The organism is Chryseobacterium caseinilyticum (assembly GCF_014837145.1).
Classification (GTDB): domain Bacteria; phylum Bacteroidota; class Bacteroidia; order Flavobacteriales; family Weeksellaceae; genus Chryseobacterium; species Chryseobacterium caseinilyticum.
Genome location: NZ_JACYFS010000008.1, coordinates 23,154 through 46,120, shown reverse-complemented (window position 1 = coordinate 46,120; position 22,967 = coordinate 23,154). Strand labels below are relative to the sequence as shown.

18 protein-coding genes and 3 tRNA genes are annotated in these 22,967 nt (G+C 36.8%); 13 read left to right on the top strand and 8 right to left on the bottom strand.

Going from position 1 to position 22,967, the window contains the following annotated elements:
- Positions 1-18 precede the first annotated feature (18 nt).
- The 9 genes from infB to pckA all read left to right on the top strand — a co-directional run bounded on the left by infB (position 19) and on the right by pckA (position 16,695).
- On the top strand, positions 19-3,006 hold the full coding sequence (gene infB / locus IC610_RS17910; protein WP_191738060.1) for a translation initiation factor IF-2: 2,988 nt from the start codon (positions 19-21) through the stop codon (positions 3,004-3,006).
- Between the two features lie 306 nt (positions 3,007-3,312).
- Positions 3,313-6,171 carry a SusC/RagA family TonB-linked outer membrane protein gene (locus IC610_RS17905; protein ID WP_191738059.1) on the top strand — a complete coding sequence of 953 codons (2,859 nt, stop codon included), beginning with the start codon at positions 3,313-3,315 and terminating at the stop codon, positions 6,169-6,171.
- A 66-nt stretch (positions 6,172-6,237) separates the two neighbouring features.
- Entirely contained in the window at positions 6,238-7,734 is a 1,497-nt protein-coding gene (locus tag IC610_RS17900; RefSeq protein WP_191738058.1) for a RagB/SusD family nutrient uptake outer membrane protein, read from the top strand.
- A gap of 124 nt (positions 7,735-7,858) precedes the next feature.
- Positions 7,859-9,787, top strand: coding sequence for a putative porin (locus IC610_RS17895; protein ID WP_191738057.1), 1,929 nt, complete (start codon positions 7,859-7,861; stop codon positions 9,785-9,787).
- Between the two features lie 11 nt (positions 9,788-9,798).
- Complete coding sequence (gene bshC, locus IC610_RS17890; RefSeq protein ID WP_191738056.1) at positions 9,799-11,385, top strand: bacillithiol biosynthesis cysteine-adding enzyme BshC; 1,587 nt, start codon at positions 9,799-9,801, stop codon at positions 11,383-11,385.
- A 40-nt stretch (positions 11,386-11,425) separates the two neighbouring features.
- The gene (locus tag IC610_RS17885; protein WP_191738055.1) at positions 11,426-13,123 is read left to right on the top strand and encodes an amino acid ABC transporter substrate-binding protein; all 1,698 of its coding nucleotides are present in this window, start codon (positions 11,426-11,428) and stop codon (positions 13,121-13,123) included.
- A gap of 35 nt (positions 13,124-13,158) precedes the next feature.
- Entirely contained in the window at positions 13,159-14,034 is an 876-nt protein-coding gene (fabD, locus tag IC610_RS17880) for an ACP S-malonyltransferase (RefSeq protein WP_191738054.1), read from the top strand.
- A gap of 12 nt (positions 14,035-14,046) precedes the next feature.
- Positions 14,047-14,949, top strand: a complete 903-nt coding sequence (locus IC610_RS17875) for a GYDIA family GHMP kinase (protein ID WP_191738053.1) — start codon at positions 14,047-14,049, stop codon at positions 14,947-14,949.
- A 129-nt stretch (positions 14,950-15,078) separates the two neighbouring features.
- Positions 15,079-16,695, top strand: coding sequence for a phosphoenolpyruvate carboxykinase (ATP) (pckA, locus tag IC610_RS17870; RefSeq protein ID WP_191738052.1), 1,617 nt, complete (start codon positions 15,079-15,081; stop codon positions 16,693-16,695).
- A 45-nt stretch (positions 16,696-16,740) separates the two neighbouring features.
- On the opposite strand, the gene IC610_RS17865 is transcribed toward pckA, so the two are convergent.
- Complete coding sequence (locus IC610_RS17865; protein WP_191738051.1) at positions 16,741-17,583, bottom strand: hypothetical protein; 843 nt, start codon at positions 17,581-17,583, stop codon at positions 16,741-16,743.
- Between the two features lie 8 nt (positions 17,584-17,591).
- The gene (locus IC610_RS17860) at positions 17,592-18,011 is read right to left on the bottom strand and encodes a type II 3-dehydroquinate dehydratase (RefSeq protein WP_191738050.1); all 420 of its coding nucleotides are present in this window, start codon (positions 18,009-18,011) and stop codon (positions 17,592-17,594) included.
- A 198-nt stretch (positions 18,012-18,209) separates the two neighbouring features.
- On the opposite strand from IC610_RS17860, the gene IC610_RS17855 reads away from it, so the two are divergent.
- The 4 genes from IC610_RS17855 to IC610_RS17840 all read left to right on the top strand — a co-directional run bounded on the left by IC610_RS17855 (position 18,210) and on the right by IC610_RS17840 (position 20,501).
- Positions 18,210-18,572, top strand: a complete 363-nt coding sequence (locus tag IC610_RS17855) for a hypothetical protein (RefSeq protein WP_191738049.1) — start codon at positions 18,210-18,212, stop codon at positions 18,570-18,572.
- 217 nt (positions 18,573-18,789) lie between these two features.
- Positions 18,790-19,065, top strand: coding sequence for a YHS domain-containing protein (locus tag IC610_RS17850; protein ID WP_191738048.1), 276 nt, complete (start codon positions 18,790-18,792; stop codon positions 19,063-19,065).
- A complete protein-coding gene (locus tag IC610_RS17845) occupies positions 19,052-19,738 on the top strand; it encodes an SCO family protein (RefSeq protein ID WP_191738047.1) in 687 nt (228 codons plus the stop codon). Before IC610_RS17850 ends, IC610_RS17845 begins: the two co-directional genes overlap by 14 nt.
- An 88-nt stretch (positions 19,739-19,826) precedes the next feature.
- The gene (locus tag IC610_RS17840; protein ID WP_191738046.1) at positions 19,827-20,501 is read left to right on the top strand and encodes a superoxide dismutase; all 675 of its coding nucleotides are present in this window, start codon (positions 19,827-19,829) and stop codon (positions 20,499-20,501) included.
- Positions 20,502-20,613: 112 nt separating this feature from the next.
- On the opposite strand, the gene IC610_RS17835 is transcribed toward IC610_RS17840, so the two are convergent.
- The 6 genes from IC610_RS17835 to IC610_RS17810 form a co-directional block, all read right to left on the bottom strand.
- A tRNA-Glu gene (locus tag IC610_RS17835) sits at positions 20,614-20,685 on the bottom strand.
- Between the two features lie 103 nt (positions 20,686-20,788).
- Positions 20,789-20,860, bottom strand: a tRNA-Glu gene (locus tag IC610_RS17830).
- A 10-nt stretch (positions 20,861-20,870) separates the two neighbouring features.
- Positions 20,871-21,125: a 30S ribosomal protein S20 gene (gene rpsT, locus IC610_RS17825; RefSeq protein WP_056035301.1), complete on the bottom strand. Its 255-nt coding sequence runs from the start codon at positions 21,123-21,125 to the stop codon at positions 20,871-20,873.
- A gap of 67 nt (positions 21,126-21,192) precedes the next feature.
- Positions 21,193-21,513 (bottom strand): hypothetical protein, encoded by a 321-nt coding sequence (locus tag IC610_RS17820; protein WP_191738045.1) that lies wholly within the window; start codon positions 21,511-21,513, stop codon positions 21,193-21,195.
- 13 nt (positions 21,514-21,526) lie between these two features.
- A tRNA-Glu gene (locus IC610_RS17815) sits at positions 21,527-21,598 on the bottom strand.
- Positions 21,599-21,652: 54 nt separating this feature from the next.
- Complete coding sequence (locus IC610_RS17810) at positions 21,653-22,942, bottom strand: N-acetylmuramoyl-L-alanine amidase family protein (protein ID WP_191738044.1); 1,290 nt, start codon at positions 22,940-22,942, stop codon at positions 21,653-21,655.
- Between the last annotated feature and the right edge of the window lie 25 nt (positions 22,943-22,967).

Here is a 22,967-nt window from a genome sequence, read left to right as displayed (position 1 = left end):
AAACAGTAAAAATATTAGATGCCAAAAATTAGATTAAATAAAGCGGTAAAGGAATTCAATATTTCAACATCCAGATTAGTAGAGTTTTTACAGTCGAAGGGTATTGAGGTTGAAGCCAATCCTAACGCTCAATTAGAAGAAGCGGCATATTCTGCATTGGAAGCTGAGTTTGCCAAAGACGGCGAGCAGAGAAAGGCTTCCCATGAGGTGGTGATCACCAAAGTTCCGGAAGAAAAACTGGAAATCGAGGAAAAGAAAACCCCTGAAGTAATAAGAGCTAAATCAAACAGACCTGAAACTAAAATTTTAGGTAAAATAGATCTGGAAGGTAAAAAGCCAGAGCCGGAAGCTGTGACTCCGGAACCACAAAAAGTGGAAGAAAAGGTTGAAGAACCTGTGCAGCAAAAAGAAACTCCTGAGCCGAAAGCGGTTCCGGAAAAACAGGAATTTAAAGTTCTTGATAAAATTGATCTTTCACAAATAGAGTCAAGAAACAGACCGGCTAAAAAAGAACAGCCTAAACAGGAAGAAAAGAAAGCAGTTGAAAAACCGGCTGAGCCTGTAAAGGAAACTCCAAAACCTGTTGAAGTGAAGGCGGAAGTGAAACCCGTGGAAACAAAGCCTGCAGAAGTGAAGCAGGAAGGAACAAAAACTGAAACTCCTGCTGAACCGGAATCTCAAAAAATTGAAACCGTTTATCAAAAACTTGACGGACCTAAAATCGTTGGTGAAAAAATTGACTTAACTCAGTTTGCACCAAAAACAGGTCCGGGAGCCAAGAAAAAACGTAAGAGAATAGAAAAACCAGGCGGTCCTAATCAAAATACAGGAAACAACCAGCAAGGTGGAAATAATCAGGGTGGACAAAACCGTCCTCAAGGTCAGAATGGTCCTGGAGGAAGCCGTCCGCCAGGTCAGGGTGGCTATCAGGGTAACCGTCCAGGCGGTCCGGGTCAGGGTGGTCAGAACCGTCCGGGTGGCCCTCAGGGTAACCGTCCTCCAGGACAAGGTGGAAACCGTCCAGGCGGTCCGGGTCAGGGTGGCGGAAACCGTTTCGGAAACAACAACAGACCGGGTCAGAGAACCATGCCTGTTGAGTTAACAGACGAGCAGGTTAAAAACCAGATCAAGGAAACTCTTGAAAAATTAACCAATAAAGGAGGTAAATCTAAATCTGCTAAACACAGAAAAGATAAAAGATCTTACCGTAGAGAACAGGATAATCTTCAGCAGGAAGCCGATGCAAGAGACACTTCATTAAAAGTTACTGAATTCATCACAGTAGGTGAATTGGCAAGTTTGATGGACGTGAGTGCAACTGAAGTAATTTCAGCTTGTTTCTCTCTTGGAGTAATGGTTACCATGAACCAAAGATTAGAAGCTGATACATTATTATTGGTGGCAGACGAATTTGGTTATAAAATTGAATTCTCGGATGCTGATCTTGAAGATACAGAAGCTGATGATGAAGTCGATTCAGAAGATACTCTTGTTTCAAGAGCTCCAATCGTAACGGTGATGGGTCACGTAGATCACGGTAAAACTTCATTACTGGATTACATAAGAAAAACCAACGTTATCGCTGGTGAATCTGGAGGAATCACCCAACACATCGGAGCTTACAATGTGAAACTGGAAAATGGTCAGAGAATTACATTCTTAGATACACCGGGTCACGAAGCGTTTACCGCGATGAGAGCAAGAGGTGCACAGGTTACCGATATTGCAATTATTGTGATCGCTGCTGATGATGACGTGATGCCACAGACGAAGGAAGCAATTTCTCACGCACAGGCTGCAGGTGTACCAATGATTATTGCAATTAACAAGGTAGATAAGCCAAATGCAAACCCTGATAACATCCGTCAGCAACTTTCCGGAATGAATATTTTGGTGGAAGAATGGGGTGGAAATGTTCAGGCACAGGAAATTTCTGCTAAAATGGGTAACAATATGGATGTCCTTTTAGAGAAAGTTTTACTTCAGGCTGAAATGCTTGAATTGAAAGCTAATCCTGAGCGTTCAGCAAACGGAGTTGTAATTGAGGCATCTTTAGATAAAGGTAGAGGTTACGTAGCAACAATGTTAGTACAGACCGGAACTTTAAAAGTTGGAGACTATGTAGTAGCAGGTAAAAACCACGGTAAAGTGAAAGCTTTACTTGATGAAAGAGGGAAAAATCTTGAAGAAGCAGGTCCATCTATTCCGGCAACAATCTTAGGTCTTGACGGAGCGCCTACAGCTGGTGACAAGTTCAGAGTTTATGCCGACGAAAGTGAAGGTAAAGCTATTGCTAACAAGAGAGAACAGCTACAAAGGGAACTTTCTATCAGAACCAAGAAACATACGACACTTGAAGAATTGGGTAGACGTATTGCTTTAGGAGAATTCAAGGAATTGAATATTATACTTAAAGGTGACGTGGATGGTTCAGTGGAAGCACTTTCTGATCAGTTACAAAGATTATCTACAGAAGAAATCAGCGTGAAAATCCTTCATTCAGGTGTTGGACAGATCACTGAATCTGATATCAACTTAGCGGCAGCATCAGATGCTATTATCATCGGATTCAACGTAAGAGCTGGAGCAAATGCTAAAGAACTTGCAGACCGTGAAGAAATTGAAATCAGAACGTATTCTATTATCTACAAAGCTATCGATGAAGTAAAAGAAGCGATGGAGGGAATGCTTTCTCCGGAAATTCAGGAGCAGGTGATTGGTAACGTAGAAATCAGAGAAGTCTTCAAAATTTCTAAGGTTGGAACTATTGCAGGTTGTATGGTTCTTACCGGAAAAGTAACGAGACAGTCTAAGGTAAGATTGCTGAGAGACGGTATCGTGAAATTTGACGGCGAACTTGAAAGTTTAAAACGTTTCAAGGACGACGTAAGAGAAGTGACAAAAGGCTACGAATGTGGATTAAACCTTAAAGGTTACAACGACATTGAGCAAAATGATATTCTTGAAGTATACGAAGAGGTAGCAGTGAAGAAAAAGCTGAAATAAGCTATTCATCGCATAAATAAATGATAGACCGCAATCTTAGGATTGCGGTCTTTTTTTGAATTGAACCTAATTTAGAATAATTCTTGATAATAAAAATATGTTTAGTTAAAAACTGTTAATGTTTTTTAGCAGTTGTATGATGTTAAAAATTATTCAATCTGATTGGTTTTTTGTTAAATATTTCACACTAATCAACTTAAATGCTTGTTTAAATTGTTTAAAATTATTAATTATCACTAAATAATGAATTTTTTCTGTAAATAATTTTTAACATATTTGCAGGGTTAAATATTAAAATTTGTTAATATGAATGTGAAATTAAAAGTATTGAGTGCTGGTGTAATTTTTTTTATGGCAAGCTCAATGCAAGCTCAGAAAAAAAATGATACCTTAGGTACAGAGCAGAAGATTGAGGAAGTGGTTATTTTGGGATATAGTAAAACCACAACTAAAGCTAGAACGACGGCAGCTTCAACAACTGTCAGTGCAGAAAATTTTGAAAATCGTCCTAACATTTCATTTTTAAGTTCGCTACAGGGAGCAGCTCCGGGGGTACAAATTAACCAAGCTTCAGGTTCACCTGGTTCTGGTAGAACAAACGTACTTATCCGTGGTCTTTCATCATTATCAGCTGCCAATGACCCTTTGTACATTATTGATGGTCTTGCAACATCTGGTTCGGAATTTAGAAACCTGAATGCTAACGATATTGAATCTGCGAGTGTTTTAAGAGATGCGGCAGCTACATCTATTTATGGAAGTAGAGCTGCAGGTGGAGTTATTATTATTACTACCAAAAGCGGTAAGTATAAAAGCCCATTAAAGTTTTCTTATGATGCTCAAACGTCTTTTTCAAGTTATCCGGATACGAAGTATAATCCTGCTAATGCAAAGCAATATCTACAGGTACAGAAAAATTTTGCAGCGGGAGGTTTAGGTACTACTCTTACACAAGATCAAATTAATAACTACGCTATCGATACTGACTGGAATAGAGAATTTTTCCGTGTTGGCGTAACTCAACAGCATAACGTAGGAATTACCGTAGGAGGCGAAAATGCCAGATTCTTCTCTTCATTAGGATATCTTAATAGTGAGGGAGCTATAAAATCTACAGATTTCCAAAGATTTACATTTAGAAATAATCTTAATGGAAAATCTAAAGATGGAAGATTTGAGTATGGTGTAAATTTAGGATTAGGTTATTCCAAAAGAAACCAGCTGGATGAGGAAGAAAACTCAGCAAACGTAGGTTCTAATTCATTGCAAAATGTCTTGTTCGGGGGTATTTTGAGTGATCCTTCTATGAGGCCATATTATTTTATTAATGGTCAGGATATGTATAATCAGTTAGGTGGTAATAGTGCTGCATTTAGACCATACATCCTATATGACAATATCAGAGGCGGGGTTAGAAATAGATATACGCAAACAAGTGTTACGTCCAATGTTAACGCTAAGTACAAATTAACACCATGGTTATCTGTAGGTAACAGAACCGGTCTTGAATTCAAAGAAAATGACAGGATATTCGCAAGAGATCCTGTTGGATATCTTTCAGTGGTAGTAGCCGCAAATGCGGGTATACAGTATGGTGGATCAGAAGTACAGGGTAATATAAAAGATTTTACTTTTAACTCGGTTACAGATGTGACCTTTAATAAGACTTTTGGAAGGCACTCGGTTACAGCTTCTGTATTTTTTGATTATTTGAAAGCTCACTACATGTCTAAATCATATACGCAAAATGGTTTAAATCCTCTGAATTGGTCTTTTGGTGCGGGTACAGGTTATATACCTTTCAATCAGGCTACTCCCACAATTTATAACCCAGCAGTAAGTGCTTTAAAAATTAATGCAGGTACATTGGCTTATGTTGCTACTTTAGATTATGATTATGATGGTAAATATGGTGTAAGTGGTACTGTAAGAAGAGATGGTTCTTATCGTTTTTCTTCAGAAAATAGATGGGATAATTTTTACGCGGTTGCTGCCAGATGGAATATCGATCAGGAAGATTTTATGGCAGATTCTAGCTTTAGACTGTTAAAACTTAGAGTATCTCGTGGAACGCAAGGTAACCAAAATGTGAGCCAAGCTGCAAATAATACTAACTTGTTGTTTTTAGATGCCAACTTAGCAAGTACTATTAATAATTCTAACACCGGTTACCAGAATCTACCAGGATATGCTTTATCTGTGCTGGGAAATAATGGCTTAAGATGGGAGCAGATCACACAGACAAATTTTGGTTTAGATTATAATTACAAAAATATTATTGAAGGTACTGTAGACTTGTATGAAAAAACAACATCTGATATGTATACTGATATAAGTTTATCCGGACCAGTTGGGCAGCAAACGTTGAAAGGTAATTTTGGTAAAATGAAAAATAGAGGTATTGAAGCGTTAATTAGAGCGAATATACTGAATAAGGCAGATTACAAATTATCAGTGTACGTAAATGGTTCTTACAACAGAAACAAAATTATCACAATGCAGAATGAAAATTTATCTGGTGATAACGTAAATGCTATAGGCGGTGTTGCTGCACAATGGAATCTGTATCACTATGTAGGAGTAAATTCTGCAACTGGTGAACAACAATTCTTAGATACAAACGGAAATATTACGGAAGCGCCAACGTCAAATGATAGAAAACTTACTGGCAAATCTATATACGCTCCATATACCGGAGGATTTGGTCTAAATGGTAATTATCATGGTTTCTTTGCTGATGTAATGTTTACATTTCAGGCAGGAGCTTGGTCGTATGATAACTTGTATTCTTGGATGATGAATCCCACCTATGCAGCTAATGGTTTGAATGTTTCAAGCGACCTGTTAAATTCTTGGACGCCTACGAATACAAATACAGATATTCCAAATATGAAAGCAGTCAATATTGGAAGTTCTGGTTCGTCTGACAGATTTTTGTACAAAACAGATTTTATAAGACTGAAAAATGTTTCTATAGGATATGCTTTTACAAAACAGCAGTTACAAAATTTACCAATCAAAGGTCTGAAAATTTTTGCGCAAGCAGAAAATCTTCTTACGTGGACAGATTGGAAAGGGTTTGATCCAGAGCCTGTAAGAACATATTCATTAGGTATCTATCCAAATTCAAAGACAATTTCAGTAGGTGCTAACGTTGAATTTTAAAAAAGTAAAAAAATGAAAAAAATAATATTTAGTTCGGTTGTTGGTTTAGGTCTATTGTCTACAACAATGTTTTTAAATAGTTGTCAGGATTCAGTTGAGTTAGAACAACCGGGAATCATTACAGATGATGTATTGTTTACCAGTGCTACAAACCTTAATTCTTATCTTGTAGGTTCCGTTTATGCAAGTATGGAACCTAGTTATGAAATGTATTTAACAGCAGTTCTTACCGACGAAGTAAAACCAGGAAGAGGCAGTGGTGGACAGGAGTTTCAGCTCCACAGACTTTTTTTAGATAATACAGATCCTTATACAAGATCAATCTGGTATCAAAATTATAGAGTAATTAACAGGGTAAACAGACTTTTGGAAGGTGCAGCAAATTTTACACCTCCAGCAACAGATGTAGCTTTATATAACAGGGTTATTGCTCAGGCAAGAGCGATTAGAGCGTATAGCTATTTGCAGTTAGAGACCTATTTCTCACCAGATATGGCAAATCCTTCTGCTCTGGGAGTTATTATCTCCACATCTGTAGCAGAATCAACAGACAGAACGCCAAGATCCACTAATCAGCAGGTTTATGATGTTATAAATGCTGATTTAGATTACGCTAGAAGTATTCTTACCTACTCATCAGACAGGTATTATGTTGATAGAGGATTTGTTAACGCCGTGTCAGCAAGATTTAATTTGTACAGAGGAAACACAGTTTTAGCTAGACAGTATGCTCAAGATGTAATTACTAACTGTGGATATGGTCTTGCGTTAGCAACGCCGATTACTACAGCAAGTAGTGGTGCGATTGGTAGTCCAACCTGGAATGCAGCATTTTATGCTACAGCTTCTTCATTTAATCCTTATAGAAATATGTGGACAGATAATGCGAGAGGCGAATCAATTTTTTCTTTAAACAGATTGGTTAATGGTGTGGGAGTAGCTGTAGGTACATATTATAATACAAATGCATCAAATTATAGTGGAGTAAATATGTGGAACTGGGGTAGAAATCTTTTTAATTTATTCTATAAAGATGGAGATATAAGAAGATATTCTTATGTAGATCCATCATCGGTTGTAGATAATAACTACATGACCAGTCCAGATCCTAGAAACAGCGACGTATTGGTTGTTGATAAATACCCAGGTAAAACCAGTACTACAACAAGAAATGATTTGAAAATATTCAGACTTTCTGAGATGTATTTTATTTTAGCAGAAAGTGCTGTGCCTGCTGATCTTACACTAGCTGCAAGTTATGTACAATCAGTAAGAGCTGCCAGAAACTATTTAGGAACTGCTACTACGCCTGTTTATACAAGTGCACAAGTTGCTTATGCGGATATCTTGAAAGAAAGAAGAATCGAATTGGCATTGGAAGGTCATAGATACATAGATTTGAAACGTCTTGCCATAAAAGCAGGTGTTACCATGGATAGAAATCAAACAGATGATATCGTTACGGTTTCAAATTTAGCAAATGGTAGCCACAAGTATACATTGCCAATTCCTCTTGCTGAGATAACAGCAAATCCTAATGCGCAACAAAACCCTGGTTACTAAAGAATCATATTTTTGAATTATTTTTTATACCGCCCTGCAAATTTTTTGCAGGGTTTTTTATTGCGCTTTATTTCTTATTTTTGCCTCGTCAATCTTATTCAGAAAAGTTTTGATTTTAAATTCAATGAAATACCTATTTCTCTTAATTATATTTTTTGGTGTAAACCTGCATGCTCAGATTGTGAGGGACACTTTGGTAGGAAAGACCGATTCAGACACTATTATTGTGGACTCAGGAAAAAAAGACTCTCTTGAGATCTTCAAACCTACCATCAACGATTATCTCATCCAAAAGCAGTTTGGAGAGAAAAAAATCTTTGATACAATCATGACCGCCGACAAAACCTATATTTTTTCACAATACAACAACCGCGATAATTTTGGTAAAGTACAGTTTTCAAACATTGGGGCTGGATTTAATCCATTGTCTTATGAAGTGATGGCTGAGCAGAATCTTTCGCTTGTGCCTACCAATAAAGCCTACAATCTTTTAGGTGCGGATGATGTTTTGTATTACGATGTAAAAACGCCGACAGCATCATTCATTTATCATAACGCCATGCGAAATGGTGCTGCGCTTCGTTCTACTTACACGCAGAATATCGGGAAACAATTCAATTTTGCTTTAGAATATTCAGGATTAAGATCTCAGGGAATTTACAGAAATTATCTTGCTTCCAATAACAACACCATTTTTTCGGGTCATTATATCTCAAAAAGTGGTAAGTACGAATTGTTTGCACATTACCTTCATCAGAATGTCAACAATCAGGAAAACGGTGGAATCGTGGATGACAACCTTTTTCAGGCGGGAGATTCAGATTACAGCAACAAATGGAATGCACAGGTCAATCTGCAGAATTCAAGTTCGCAGTTTTCATACAGAAGATATTATCTGAGCCATCAGTTTTCGCCTTTCAATTCGGAGAAATTTCCGTTCAGCATAAGACATACACTCTCACATCAGGGTAACAAATATTACTATACCCAAGGAGGTGCAGATCCTTTCTGGTATGATCTTCCGGCGCAGCTGGTGAACAGTTTTCCTGCTTCCACCAAAAAATATTCTGACAATTTCAGCAATACTGTAAGTCTGGTTTTTGATAATACCAAATTTAAATTGGATGCCGGACTTCGTTATCAGATGCTGAAGTTTGGTTTAAATGAAATTAATCTTTCTAACCTATCGGTTCCTGCCGAAATGAAAGAAAGCAGAATAGGAGCTGTAGGAAATCTTCAGATTAATCTTTTTGATAAATTTGACCTGAAATCATTTCTGGAATTCTCCAACGGAAGCCAGTTTGGAAGCTATCTGAAAACGACAAACAATGTGAAATTTGAACCCATCAAAGACTATTTTGTAGATGCCCATGTCAATTTTCAGACAGCAACACCTTCATTTAATTATCTCGCAAATACTTCCATTTACAGAAGATTCAATTACCTGATGCAGGATCCGAGGAATCAGGCAATCACAGATATTGGTGGAAGTGTAAATCTGAAATGGTTTAAAACACAGCTCTTTGCCAACTATTTCAGAATCGACAATTATGCCTATTTCAACTCTTCTTCACAGCCGATGCAGAGCGATGCATCAGTGAATGTTACTCAGATTGGAGGCGATGCCACTTTCAGCTACGGTAAATTTCATTTTAATACAAGACTGCAGTTTCAGGATGTTTTATCTAACGGAGATCTTCTGCCTCTGCCATCTTTTATCGGTCGTGGAAATCTTTTCTTCCAGTCCAGAGCATTCAAAAATGCTGCAGAAATTCAGGCCGGCGTTAAGGTATATTATTTTACTAAATTTGCTTCGAGAGAATATTTTCCGATCTTAAACGAATATATTCTTCCGGGGAGCGATTCTTTCTCCATCGGAGGGAAGCCGATTGCTGATGTTTATTTTAATTTAAAGGTGAAAAAAATGTTTTTCTTCATCGAAGGACAGCAGATCGGAAACCTTATCGCGCCCAACACAGCGTACGCTTTTCCACATTATCCGGTATATGATTTCAGACTCAATCTCGGAATCGTCTGGTATTTGTTCAACTAAAAACTAAAAAGTTGAGAACTTTAAAAACATTAGATTTTAAAAATATAGAAAGTATTCCGCAGCTGATTAAAGATTTTGTCGGTAGCCAAATCGAAGGATTTGAAGAATATACTTTTTCAAAAAATAATTTTCAGAAGCAGATTCAAAACAAAAAAGCATCTTTCTCAGATGAGCAGAGACAGATTTTATTTGATGAATTAAATGCACAGCTTTCAGATTTAAAACTTTCAGATCTTCAGAAAAGAAATCTTGATTTAATTAAAAATTCTGAAACTTTCACCATCACAACCGGGCATCAGCTCAATCTTTTTACAGGTCCGGCATTTTTCATATATAAAATTTTACAGACCGTAAAAACGTGTGTCTATCTGAAGGAACACTTTCCGGAGCAGAATTTTGTGCCTGTCTACTGGATGGCTTCGGAAGATCATGATTTTGCTGAGATCAATCACTTCAAAACGAAAAACGGTTTCTACGAAATTAATGAGAAAAGTGGTGGCGTTGTTGGCAAAATCAAACTGACAGACACTCATTTTATTTCAGAGTTTGAAAGTGAGTTTAAAGATCATATTTTTGGAACCGAACTGATTTTAATGCTGAAAGAAGCTTATCAGTCTGGGAAAACTTTAACTGAATCTATTAAAATTTTAGTCAACAGACTTTTTTCAGAATACGGATTACTCATTATTGACGGAGATTCGAAAGCTTTAAAAGCTCAGATGACCGGTATTTTTAAAGATGAAATTTTAAATTCTTCTTTAAATAAAAAATCAAAAGAAAAAGTTGATTTTCTGACAGAAAAATATGGTAAAGTACAGGTAAACCCCCGGGATATCAACCTTTTTTATCTTTCTGAAACCCGAAACAGAATTGATCCTTTTCAGGATAAATTTTTGGTGAATGACACTGAAATTTCTCTTTCCGGAGATGAAATTGTTGCAGAACTGAATAGTTTTCCGGAAAAGTTCAGTCCAAATGCTTTAACGAGACCGGTTTATCAAGAAAAGATTCTTCCCAATCTGGCTTACATCGGCGGAAATGCAGAAATCATGTACTGGCTGGAGCTGAAAGATTATTTTGACTCATTACAAATTCCGTTTCCAATTCTTATTCCTAGAAACTCAATGGTTTTTGTTGACGGAAAAGTATTGGGGAAAATTGATCATTTAGATTTAAATATCGAAGATTTTTTCGGAAATTTCACCAAGGTTATCAACAGAAAAATCCTTGATGATAATGAAATTTTAAAGACTTTGAATGAAAAGGAGAAACTGTTGAAATCTCATTTTGAAAACCTTAAACTTCTTGCTGAAAAAGCCGAAAAGTCCTTTGGAAACATGGTGAAAGGTGAGGAAGTGAGACAGATGAAATCTTTTGACAGGCTCAGAAAAAGATTGTTAAAGGCTGAAAAAATCAAGCAGGGCGAACTTTTAGACAGGCTTGAAACTCTGTTCATGGAAATCAATCCCGCAAAAATCTGGCAGGAAAGAGTGCTTAATTTTAGTGTATTTTTTGCGGATCACGGCACACAATGGATTGAGACGTGCTACAGAGAAATGGATGTGACAGAATCAAAACTAATAATTGTTGCCATTTAATTTTAAAGAAGTATTTTTGTAAACTATTTAAGATCACAGAATGATTAAAAAGCTTTTCGTTTTATCCGGATTAATCGCATTTATTGGGCTTTCTGCACAGAAGACCCATAAAGTCGTAAAAGGTGATACTCCGTACAATGTTGCAAAAAAATACGGCATCACCATTGACGAGTTTTATAAATTAAACCCAAAAACCAAAGACGGATCTCTGGCAATAGGGCAGGTTCTTAATGTGAAATCTTCTTCCGCTACAGCACCGAAAGTTCAGACTTCTGAGCCTAAGGCTAAAGAGTTTGGGAAAATAGTTCTGCAGCCAAAGCAGACCATTTACGGCATTACAAAACAGTACAAAATTTCCGAATCAGATCTCAGAAAACTGAATCCCGATCTTGATTCGCACACAAAAATAGGAGACGAGATTACGCTTCCCTTAGACAGCATTAAAAAGTATGGAGGAACTCAGACAGCCGTTGTTGAACAGCCTGTTACTGTTACTCCTACAAATAACAGAACAAAAATTGACAGCGGAAACGAAAGAACTTCTTCATCTGTTCAAAACGACGAATATGTAACTTACACCGTTGAATCCGGCGACACTGTTTTCTCCATCGTTAACAAATACGGAGTTACAATCGATGAACTTATAGCCCTCAATCCCGATCTGGCAAAAGGTCTGAAAACCGGAATGGTTTTGAAAATCAAAAAGCTTGATCCTGCTTATGTAAAGAAAAACGGAGATGCTTTAAATGTAGTATTGATGCTGCCTTTCGGATACAGTGCAAACGATTCTCAGTACAGAGCCATGGCCTTGGATTTTCTTACAGGTGCTAAATTAGCCATCGAAAGAAATGCAGGAAACGGACAGAAATTGGATGTAAAAATCGTTGACTCAGGAAGTGAAGCTTCGTTCAGAAATTCGCTTACTCAGATCAATCCAAACAATACCGATTTGGTCATTGGGCCGTTCTTTAAATCAAATGTCGTTGATCTTCTTGATTTTACAAAAAATCAAAAAATCCCTGTTGTTTCTCCATTTGCGAATGCTCCGGAACTGCATAATTACAGCAATCTGGTGATTCTTGAAACAAGCGATCAGACTTATGCCGACAAAATTGTTGAAGAAGTAAAAGCGGTGTACTCCAATCAGAAAATTTATATCGTTGCCGACGCCAAGAAAGACAATGCCAATTATCTGAAGGCCGGTTTCGAAAAAACACTGAAAAATGCCACGGTTACTGTTGTAAACTCAGCAGCAGAAATCCAGTTGGATCAGAATATGATGACGGGACAGTCTGCCCCGGTAATCGCCGTACTGGCAAATGATAACGACGCTGTGGGAGAAGCATTTGCAAACAGAGTAATTGCACTTTCCAAAGAAGTTCAGGGTTTGAAAGCATTCAGTATGTATTCAGTGTCAAGCTTCGAAAAGAAAGCTGATGATTTGGTGATGGCAAATCTTGTTTATCTAATGGACAGAAAGATTGATCCTGACGGAAATTTTGAAAAAGAAATTCTTGCAGCTTACAAAGCAAAATACTGTAAAACTCCTGGCAAATATGCGGTAATCGGGTTTGATGTAGTAAATGATATGCTGACGAGAGAAAATAAAAAAGGAGAAATCTTTAAACAGATGAATAAGGTACAGACTCAGCTTGCTACCAAATTTGAGTTTGAAAGAGTGAAAGCCAACGGAGCCTATATCAACAAAGGTTTCAGAGTCATTAGACTTACACCGTAATTTTAGAAACTATTTTATAATATTTAAATAAATACATGAAAGCACTTGTATTTCCTGGGCAGGGTTCACAGTTTGTCGGGATGGGAAAAGAATTATACGATTCCCGAAAAGACATCAAAGACCTGATGGAGTATGCCAACGAAATCCTTGGATTTGATATTGTTTCCATTATGTTTAATGGAGCAGATGAAGATCTTAAGAAAACAGAAGTTACACAACCTTCAATTTTTATACATTCTGTTGCTGCTCTGAAAGCGGTAAACGGTCTTGGCGCCGAAATGGTTGCCGGTCATTCTTTGGGAGAATTCTCAGCCTTGGTTGCCAACGGAGTATTGTCATTTGACGATGGTCTGAAGCTGGTTTCTGAAAGAGCAAAAGCAATGCAGGCGGCTTGTGATGCCAATCCAAGTTCCATGGCAGCGATTTTAGGTTTAGATGATGCTAAAGTGGAAGAAATCTGCGCATCCATCAGCGGAATCGTGGTTCCTGCAAATTACAACTGTCCGGGGCAGTTGGTGATTTCCGGAGAAACTTCTGCGGTTGAGCAAGCTTGTGCAAAATTAAAAGAAGCCGGAGCAAAAAGAGCTTTGCTTCTGCCTGTAAACGGAGCTTTCCATTCACCTTTGATGCAGCCGGCGCAGGAAAGACTGGCGGCAGCAATTGAGAAAACAAAATTCAGAAAAGCAACCATTCCTGTTTATCAGAATATCACAACGACTGCAGTTACTGATCCTGAGCAGATCAAAAATAATCTGATCGCACAGTTGACAGGCCCTGTAAAATGGACTCAGTCTGTACAGAATATGATTAAAGACGGTGCAACCAACTTTGTGGAAGTGGGTCCCGGAAAAACTCTTCAGGGATTAATTAAGAAAATTGACAGCGAAGTAACATCAGCTTCGGCAATTTAAAATTTAAATAAAATGGGCGAGATCTATTCACCGGGAAAGCTGATGCTTACTTCAGAATATTTCGCTGTAGACGGAGCTCTTGTCCTGGCGGTACCTACCAAGCTGGGACAGGAGTTTTTTTTTGATGAAATAGCAGATGCAAAATCGCTCATTTTCTGGGAGGCGTATCATCAGAACAAATTATGGTTAAAAGCTGTCATCAATTATAAAGACTGGCAGATCCTCGATACCAACATTACTTCAAGTGCTGAGTTTATTCTTAAAACGTTAAAAAATGTTCAGAGTCTTTCTGAAATTAAATTTAAAGGCACAGATTCCTACAATTTAAAAACAAATCTTCAGTTTCCCGCAGATTACGGTCTTGGAAGCAGTTCTACTTTAATGAACAACCTTGCTGAATGGTCTGATATTGATCCTTTCAATTTAAATACCATCAGTTTAGGCGGCAGCGGTTACGACATTGCCGTGGCAAAAGCCAAATCGGCGGTTCTCTTTCAGAACAAACCACAAATCCATTTTGAAAAGATAGATTTCAATCCTGAATTTAATAATGAACTGATTTTCATTCACTTAAATCAGAAGCAGGACAGCCGTGCAGCAATTGATCTTTACAGGTCTAAAATTAAGTCTCAGAATTTGGTCGATGAATTTTCTAATCTCACAAAGAATATTTTATTGTGTGATGAATTAGATAATTTTTCTGAACTAATGATGATACATGAACAACGTATTTCTGATTTTATTGGAATTCCGACAGTTAAATCGATTTTCTTTGAAGATTGTGCAAAATTTGTCAAAAGTTTAGGTGCCTGGGGCGGAGATTTTGTGATGAGTGCAAAATTTGACGGCTACAAGGACTATTTTTGGGGCAGAGGTTTTACTACTATTTTCGAATGGAATGATTTAATTGATTGATTTTCAATTTATTAAAAGGTCTGTTTTTTATTTGCCATTTTCGCTTATATGTTTATATTTATCGAAGTTTAACAATTAGTTAATATGAATTGATAAACCAACAAAAAGCAAAAAGAAAATATAAGTAAAATGAAAAACGCTAAAATCATCCAGGATTTAGAAAAATTAGGGATTAAAGGAAATTATCATTTAAGCTACAATCCTTCTTATGAAGAATTGTATCAGGCTGAAGTTTCATCTGAGAACCAAGGTTTTGAAAAAGCTGAACTCACAGAATCTGGTGCTGTCTCTGTACAAACAGGAATTTTTACAGGCCGTTCTCCAAAAGACAGATACATCGTTCAGGATGATATTACGAAAGACACTATTTTCTGGGACGGTAAAGTAAATTTGCCAACTACTCCCGAAATTTTCGAATCTTGTAAAGAATTAGTTTTAACCCAGCTTTCTGATGCCAAAAAAATCTATGTTGTCGATACATTTTGCGGTACCAATGAAGATACAAGACTAAAAGTGAGATTCATTGTTGAAGTAGCTTGGCAGGCACATTTCGTTACGAATATGTTCATCCGTCCTTCTCATTATGATTTAGAAAACTACGGAGAGCCGGATTTCACGGTGATCAATGGTTCTAAAACAACCAATCCGAACTGGGAAGAGCAGGATTTAAATTCTGAAAACTTCGTGATGTTCAATCTTACTGAGAAACTTCAGATCATTGGTGGTACCTGGTACGGCGGAGAAATGAAAAAAGGAATGTTTGCCATGATGAATTATTATCTTCCACTGAAAGGTATGGCGTCGATGCACTGTTCTGCAAACGTAGGTGAGGAAGGAGACGTTGCGTTATTCTTCGGACTTTCAGGAACAGGAAAAACAACTTTGTCTGCAGATCCTAAAAGATATTTGATTGGTGACGACGAGCACGGCTGGGATAACAACGGCGTTTTCAACTATGAAGGCGGATGTTATGCTAAAGTAATCGACCTGTCAGCAGAAAAAGAACCGGATATCTTCAGAGCAATCAAAAGAGATGCTCTTCTTGAAAACGTTGTAGTGAACGACGGAATTGCAGATTACGCAGACGGATCAATCACAGAAAACACGAGAGTTTCTTATCCGATTTACCATATTAATAAAATCGTTTTACCTTCAAAAGCAGGTCACGCAAGTAAGATTGTTTATCTTTCTGCTGATGCTTTCGGAGTTTTGCCTCCGGTTTCTATTTTAGATGAAAATCAGGCTCAGTACCATTTCCTTTGCGGTTACACTTCAAAATTAGCCGGAACAGAAAGAGGAATTACAGAACCGGAACCATCTTTTTCTCCTGCATTTGGCGAAGCATTCTTAACATTACACCCAACAATGTATTCTAAAACACTGATTGGTAAAATGAAAGAACACGGTGCAAAAGCATATTTGGTAAACACAGGATGGAACGGAACCGGAAAGAGAATTTCTTTAAAAGATACAAGGGCAATTATTGATGCGATCATCGACGGATCTATTGAATCTGCGGAAAAAACTACGATTCCGGTTATGAATCTTGAAATTCCAACTTCGTTACCAAGTGTTTCTGAAGGAATTTTAGACCCAAGAAATACTTACAGCGACGTTGCAGAATGGGAAGAGAAAGCAAAAGATCTTGCTGCAAAATATATTAAAAACTTCGAGCAGTACTGCGGTAATGACGAAGCCAAAAAGCTGATTGCTTCTGGTCCTCAATTGCAGGAACAGACCATTTAGAAATAGTGAAATGAAGCCTCATCGATTGATGAGGCTTTTTTATGTCTATAAAAAAAGGCTTGTAGGTAATTTATTTTGAGCGGTTATCTTATCTTCGTCATATCTGAAATCATATGGAAATAAATCAGAATCATCTTTTGTTGAGTGAATAAAGTGTCTTACTTTAGTAAGTTCAATGGCTTCACCAATGCTTAAATCATCCAATTGATCCGAATATTCTTCCTTTGGATGATTTAGATTTATTCTTCCTTGATAATTGTAAATGAAATTTTCTTCGGTTTCAATATCCAGTCTAAAATTTGTTCTCCATTGTGAATTGCTTCCCCATCCGATTGAGAGGTCATGAAAATGTCTGTTTCTGCGCCGCGATGTCCAATAAATTTTTGAATTGTTCACACGGTTAAGATCAAAATTTTCATTATTAAGGAAAACTCTTAATCCCGCACGTTTTATGACTAAATTTTTTAATTTGATTGCCGGAAATAGGCATTCATCGATTTGAAAATTAATTTTGCCCGACTTTGCTTCAATTATTTCACAATCAAAATCATGAAATGAACTTGGAGTTGATACCTGTAATCCAATAAGGGTACAGAATTTTATGTATTCTAAAGATGATAAATCTGGACCATGCCACTCTGATTCATCTGAGTTATTATTGGGCTGTAATCTAAGGGTAAGAATATCAAGCACTCGTGACAAGGCATAAAGTTCCCAAAAATCCTCTTGAGAGAAAATGTGTTTCTCCGCAAAAATTTTTTCGGAAAGTTGTATTATATAATTTTCATAGTCGTTTTTGACTGCCCATATTTTTAGCAGATTTTCGTAAATATATTCACCTTCAAATTCCAGTATTTTAAAGTAAAGATCCTGAATACCTAATTTCATATTGAGAATTATTTCAAATTCAAATTCAGACTCAAAATCGCCAACCGATATCCATCCATCCCAAAACCAGACAAAACCGCATCAGTACAGGCTGCCGTCACAGATTTTTGCCTAAACTCTTCACGCTTGTAAATATTGCTGATGTGAACTTCCACTTTTTGCTTCTGAATATTTTTTAAACAATCCGCAATCGCATAAGAATAATGCGTAAAAGCTCCGGGATTAATAATCAGAGCATCAAAATCATCTTCCTGCAAACGGTTGATGATTTCCCCCTCAATATTGGATTGATAATAAAGGATTTCGTGAGAAGAAAATTCAGATTTCAGCTTTTCCAGATAATCCTCCATAGAAATATGACCGTAGATTTCAGGTTCTCTGGTGCCTAATAAATTGAGATTCGGACCGTTTACAATTAAAACTTTCATTGGATAAATTTAAATAATTTAATTTAAAAATCAATTGCGATTGCAAGTTACCGGTTCTTTAAAAAAAACATCACATACCGCATCCCGGAACTCATACTCCGAATCTCGAATCTCGAAACCCGCACCCGCGACTGACATTCATCATAAATAAACCCTAAAATCAATTTTCTACACTATATTTGTAGTAAAGATTTTTGTTTGAAGTTCTTAGTATCCTTTTTCATCGTGTTTACCATCGCCATTCGTCCCGTTTTGCCGATGATCAACTACGCGATGAATTATGATTATATCGTAAAAAATCTTTGTGAAAAAAGAAACGTAATTGATTCCGATTGTAAAGGAAAATGTTATATTGGAAAAGAACTGGCAAAAACTGAGAAGCAAACTAATAATTCTCAGAATGTGAAAATGGCAGGTTTGGATGTATTTCTTTCAAACGAAATTCTGTCTTTTTCAGATTGTTTAAATCTTGATTTTCAATTGAAAAATCCAAATTCGGACTACCTTAACTTTAACACTTCAGAATATCACTTCAGAATATTCCATCCTCCGTTAGCTTAAATCTATTTAAACTAAATTCTTCGTTGGAGTTCAATATCTCCTCCATAGCATTGAATCTACAGACTAATCTGCATCTTGCTTAAATCGATATGATTTTCTTAAAAAAACTTAACCATTTAAATTTCTTAATGGTTCAGATTTCCAATTCATATTAAATTTAGTTTAAACATTACTCAGTTTTATTCAATCAATTTATTAATTTCAATTTAAAATAAAAATGAAATCAAAATTCTTTTTAACAGCATTTTTGTCTGTTTCTTTAATTGCCTGTGCGCAGGAAACCCCGAAAGTAAAACATAAAGTAAAAAATACCAAATCAAAATCCGCTACCCAGCCTGTGAAGTTTGCCAACGCAACCGATCCGATCTGTGATATGAAAACCGAACCGGATATGAAGCATACTCTTGTTTATAAAAATAAAACGTACGGTTTTTGCAGTGCTTACTGTAAGGACGAGTTTAAGAAAAATCCGGAGAAATATGTCCAAAAATAAGATGGCGGAAAGCAATACAAAAAAGAAGATTATTCTTCCGCTTGTAGTGATCGCACTGTTGTTTTTTGGAATCGGTTTTGGAATAAATTATTTTAAAACCAACCTTTTTACGGTGATGAAAGTTCCTGATTTTAAATTAACAGATCAGAACAATCAGCAGATCACTAATAGAGGTATGATTGGAAAGGTGTATCTGGTAGAGTTTTTCTTCAGCAAATGTCCCACAATCTGTCCGGTGATGAACAGCAATATGAGATTTATCGAAGATCAAATCAGCGACAGTAATTTTGGAATCATCTCAATAAGCATCGATCCTGAAAATGATACGCCTGAACTGTTAAAGCAACATGCCGAAAAAATTGGAGGTAAATCTCCCAACTGGCATTTTCTCACTGGTGATCGGGCGTATATTGGAAATTTAGCCGATCAGTTTGATATTTATGTGGGCGATAAGGAGGATGAAAGCGAAAACCTTAATCACAGCGGTATGATTGCATTGGTAGATAAAGATGGAAATGTGCGTTGCCGTTATGATAAAAACAACAAACCAGTCCTCTATTATTCAGGATTAAATTATGGCGATCCGGAAGGAACAAATCCACAGCTGAACGGGAAATTTCATCCCGACAGAGAAAAACTGATTACAGATATTAAGAAATTATTGAAAGAATAAGAAGTAGGAAGAGGGGAGTTGTAAACTTCGGTTTTCCAGCACTCATCTTCCAGCAAATTATAAAAGTTTAACCTTACATAAAAACGTTATGAAGATTTTTAAAGTAGCTGCATTCACTGCAGTATTTGCGGCGCAGTTTGCGTTTGCACAGTTCAAGCAAACGCCTTTGCCGTACGCTTACAATGCCTTGGAAGGCAATGTAGATGCGGAAACCATGGAAATTCACTATTCAAAACATGCAGCAGCATATGTTGCCAATCTGAATAAAGCCATCGCGGGAACTCCACAGGAGAAGCAGACTTTGTTTGAGATTCTTTCAAAAGCCGGAACTCTACCAATGGCTGTAAGAAATAATGCCGGTGGGCATTACAATCACGAATTATTCTGGACGGTTCTTACGCCACAGAAAGACACCAAACCTTCAGAAAAATTAGCAAAAGCGATTACTTCAACTTTCGGAAGCATGGATGCTTTTAAAGAGAAGATGAGCAAAGCAGGTGCAGACCGTTTCGGTTCTGGTTGGGCCTGGCTTTCTGTAGACAAAGGTGGGAAATTATTTGTTTCTTCGACAGGAAATCAGGATAATCCTCTGATGGACGTTGTGGAAGAAAAAGGAACTCCAATCTTCGGAATAGATGTTTGGGAGCATGCCTATTATTTAAAATATCAAAACAAAAGAGCTGATTATTTAACTGCGATTTGGAACGTAACCAACTGGAAAGAAATCAGCAGAAGATACGATGAAGCTTTAAGCAAAAAATAGTTTTAAAAACCTGAAATTTTAAAACCGCAGTTCAATAATTAACTGCGGTTTTTTATGCCTTACAAGTATTTATCTAAAACAAAAAAACCATTGAAATAAATCAATGGTTTTGTAGCCCGTAGGGGAATCGAACCCCTCTTACCAGAATGAAAATCTGAGGTCCTAACCGATAGACGAACGGGCCATCTACCAGACTGTAAAGAAATAAATATTTACAGGGTTAGTTTTTTGTTTTTATAAGTTTCAACTCTTATTTTATTTGCCCGGTTAGAAGCAATTAAGTTTAGTAGCCCGTAGGGGAATCGAACCCCTCTTACCAGAATGAAAATCTGAGGTCCTAACCGATAGACGAACGGGCCAGCTATATAATTACGCTAATTTATTAACGTGCTTAGTCAATTTGCTCTTCAAGTTAGCTGCCTTATTCTTGTGAATAATGTTTTTCTTAGCTAATTTGTCCAACAAAGCGATAACTTTTGGCAATTGCTCAGTAGCCGCTGCTTTATTTTCTTCGCTTCTCAAAACTTTTAATGCAGTTCTTGCAGTCTTGTGGTAATATCTGTTACGAAGTCTTCTTACTTCGTTTTGTCTGATTCTCTTAAGTGCTGATTTATGATTTGCCATATCGTTCAAATGTGAGTGCAAAAGTATAGACTTTTTTTTTATCTGCCAAATTTATTTTTAAAAATTTTTAATTTTCTTCAGATAAATATTTTCTGAGCTTTTCTCTTGCGATTTCTATTTTTAAATTTTCGTTTTCTTTCTCTATTTTTCTGATTGTGCTTTTAAGCATAATCACTGCATTGTTCCAGTCTCCAGTGGTGTTGGTAAAGGTGAGATTATCGATAATAACCTCAAAAATAATCCTGTCTCCTTCCCGTTTCAGCCTGAAACTTATTTTCTCATCATTGCCTGTAATCCCTTCTTCATTGATTTTTAAATCATAACTTTTTGGGTCTGAGTGGATTTTCTTAAAAAGCAACTTGGCTTCCTGAATTTTAAAATCCGGCATATCTGATAATTTGTAGTCTATAGGAGAATCGAACTCCTGTTGCAAGGATGAAAACCTTGAGTCCTTACCACTAGACGAATAGACCAGATTTTGAGGTTGCAAAAATATATATTAACTTTTACATTTCAAAATTTTTCTTCTATTTATACATCTTTTGGATAGTAGTATTTTTAATTCCTTTGGCTTCCAGATCTTTCTGAAGCTTTACAGCGTCTTCCAAAGAATACTCCTTTCCGTAGGTGTAATAGAATACTCCGTTCATTTTATTTCTTTCTACATCTTTCAGGGTCTGCAAAATATGGGAATTGGCGCTCAGTTTATCTTTTCCTACGTATACTTCAATATTGTAGTATCCGGTGTTTAACTTTTGATTTGGCATAAAACCAACAGCATAAGCGTTTTTGAATCCGGCATCTTTAGCTGTTTTGATGTTTTGATCCTTAATAGAAGCCATGTTGGTTACGCTATAGTAATATTTGTAAACACCGCCTTCTTTCAGAGTTAAAATATAGTTTAAACCATGCAATGCAGGATCGTTTTCATCATACTTCAGAGATGTGGTCATTAATAAAATTCTGAAATCATTTTTTAACGGAACTTCTGCCGGTTTTTCAGGCTCTGGCTTTTTGTTAGATGCTAAGTTTCCGGTTTTTCTGTCATAGGCTTTCTTATAGTCAATAATTGCAAGAAAAATACTTTCAGCAATTTCTTCCTGACCTTTATCCGATGCCAAATAATGACTTTCTTCCGGATGATTGATGAATCCTGTTTCAATTAATACCGACGGCATCGCATTCATTCTGAGAACGTGTAGATTTTTTTGGAATACACCACGTGAAACTCTTTTATCTCTGTTCACAAAATTTTCTTCTACCAAACCTCCAAGAAGTGAGCTCGCTTCAAGATACTTGCTTTGTTGGAGTTTTAAAGCGATAAGAGATTCTGGCGAGGTAGCATTGTAAGTTCCGAAAGTCTGTTTATCCTTTTCATCAAGGTAAATTACGTCATTCTCACGCTTGGCAACCTCAAGATTTTCTCCGTTCTGGTTGGGACCCTGTACAAATGTTTCGGTTCCGTATGCAGTATTTCTGGCTGCGGAATTACAGTGAATAGAAACGAAAAGATCAGCCTTACTTCGGTTGGCAAGGTTGGTACGGTCTGAAAGTGACGGAAATTCATCTATCTTTCTTGTATAAATGATTTTAAAATCTTTATTCTTTTCAAGTTTAGCACCTAATTTTAACGTAATGGCGAGGGTAACATCTTTTTCTGCAATTCTACCGATATCGCTGTAAGATCTGTAGGCTCCATGGTCACTTCCGCCGTGTCCGGCATCCAAAACTATGGTGAATTTTTTTTGAGAAAATGCAATACTGGAGAAAACTACGAACAGAAATGCTAAAATTATTTTAAATTTTGATTGGTACATCTTTCAGTTTTAAAAATTATACTAA

What these genes read in the sequence shown, in the direction of transcription:
- infB (WP_191738060.1), top strand. Translation starts at nt 19, where the DNA reads ATGCCAAAAATTAGATTAAATAAAGCGGTAAAGGAATTCAATATTTCA.
- IC610_RS17905 (WP_191738059.1), top strand. Translation starts at nt 3,313, where the DNA reads ATGAATGTGAAATTAAAAGTATTGAGTGCTGGTGTAATTTTTTTTATG.
- IC610_RS17900 (WP_191738058.1), top strand. Translation starts at nt 6,238, where the DNA reads ATGTTTTTAAATAGTTGTCAGGATTCAGTTGAGTTAGAACAACCGGGA.
- IC610_RS17895 (WP_191738057.1), top strand. Translation starts at nt 7,859, where the DNA reads ATGAAATACCTATTTCTCTTAATTATATTTTTTGGTGTAAACCTGCAT.
- IC610_RS17885 (WP_191738055.1), top strand. Translation starts at nt 11,426, where the DNA reads ATGATTAAAAAGCTTTTCGTTTTATCCGGATTAATCGCATTTATTGGG.
- fabD (WP_191738054.1), top strand. Translation starts at nt 13,159, where the DNA reads ATGAAAGCACTTGTATTTCCTGGGCAGGGTTCACAGTTTGTCGGGATG.
- IC610_RS17875 (WP_191738053.1), top strand. Translation starts at nt 14,047, where the DNA reads ATGGGCGAGATCTATTCACCGGGAAAGCTGATGCTTACTTCAGAATAT.
- pckA (WP_191738052.1), top strand. Translation starts at nt 15,079, where the DNA reads ATGAAAAACGCTAAAATCATCCAGGATTTAGAAAAATTAGGGATTAAA.
- IC610_RS17865 (WP_191738051.1), bottom strand. Translation starts at nt 17,583, where the DNA reads ATGAAATTAGGTATTCAGGATCTTTACTTTAAAATACTGGAATTTGAA.
- IC610_RS17860 (WP_191738050.1), bottom strand. Translation starts at nt 18,011, where the DNA reads ATGAAAGTTTTAATTGTAAACGGTCCGAATCTCAATTTATTAGGCACC.
- IC610_RS17850 (WP_191738048.1), top strand. Translation starts at nt 18,790, where the DNA reads ATGAAATCAAAATTCTTTTTAACAGCATTTTTGTCTGTTTCTTTAATT.
- IC610_RS17845 (WP_191738047.1), top strand. Translation starts at nt 19,052, where the DNA reads ATGTCCAAAAATAAGATGGCGGAAAGCAATACAAAAAAGAAGATTATT.
- IC610_RS17840 (WP_191738046.1), top strand. Translation starts at nt 19,827, where the DNA reads ATGAAGATTTTTAAAGTAGCTGCATTCACTGCAGTATTTGCGGCGCAG.
- rpsT (WP_056035301.1), bottom strand. Translation starts at nt 21,125, where the DNA reads ATGGCAAATCATAAATCAGCACTTAAGAGAATCAGACAAAACGAAGTA.
- IC610_RS17820 (WP_191738045.1), bottom strand. Translation starts at nt 21,513, where the DNA reads ATGCCGGATTTTAAAATTCAGGAAGCCAAGTTGCTTTTTAAGAAAATC.
- IC610_RS17810 (WP_191738044.1), bottom strand. Translation starts at nt 22,942, where the DNA reads ATGTACCAATCAAAATTTAAAATAATTTTAGCATTTCTGTTCGTAGTT.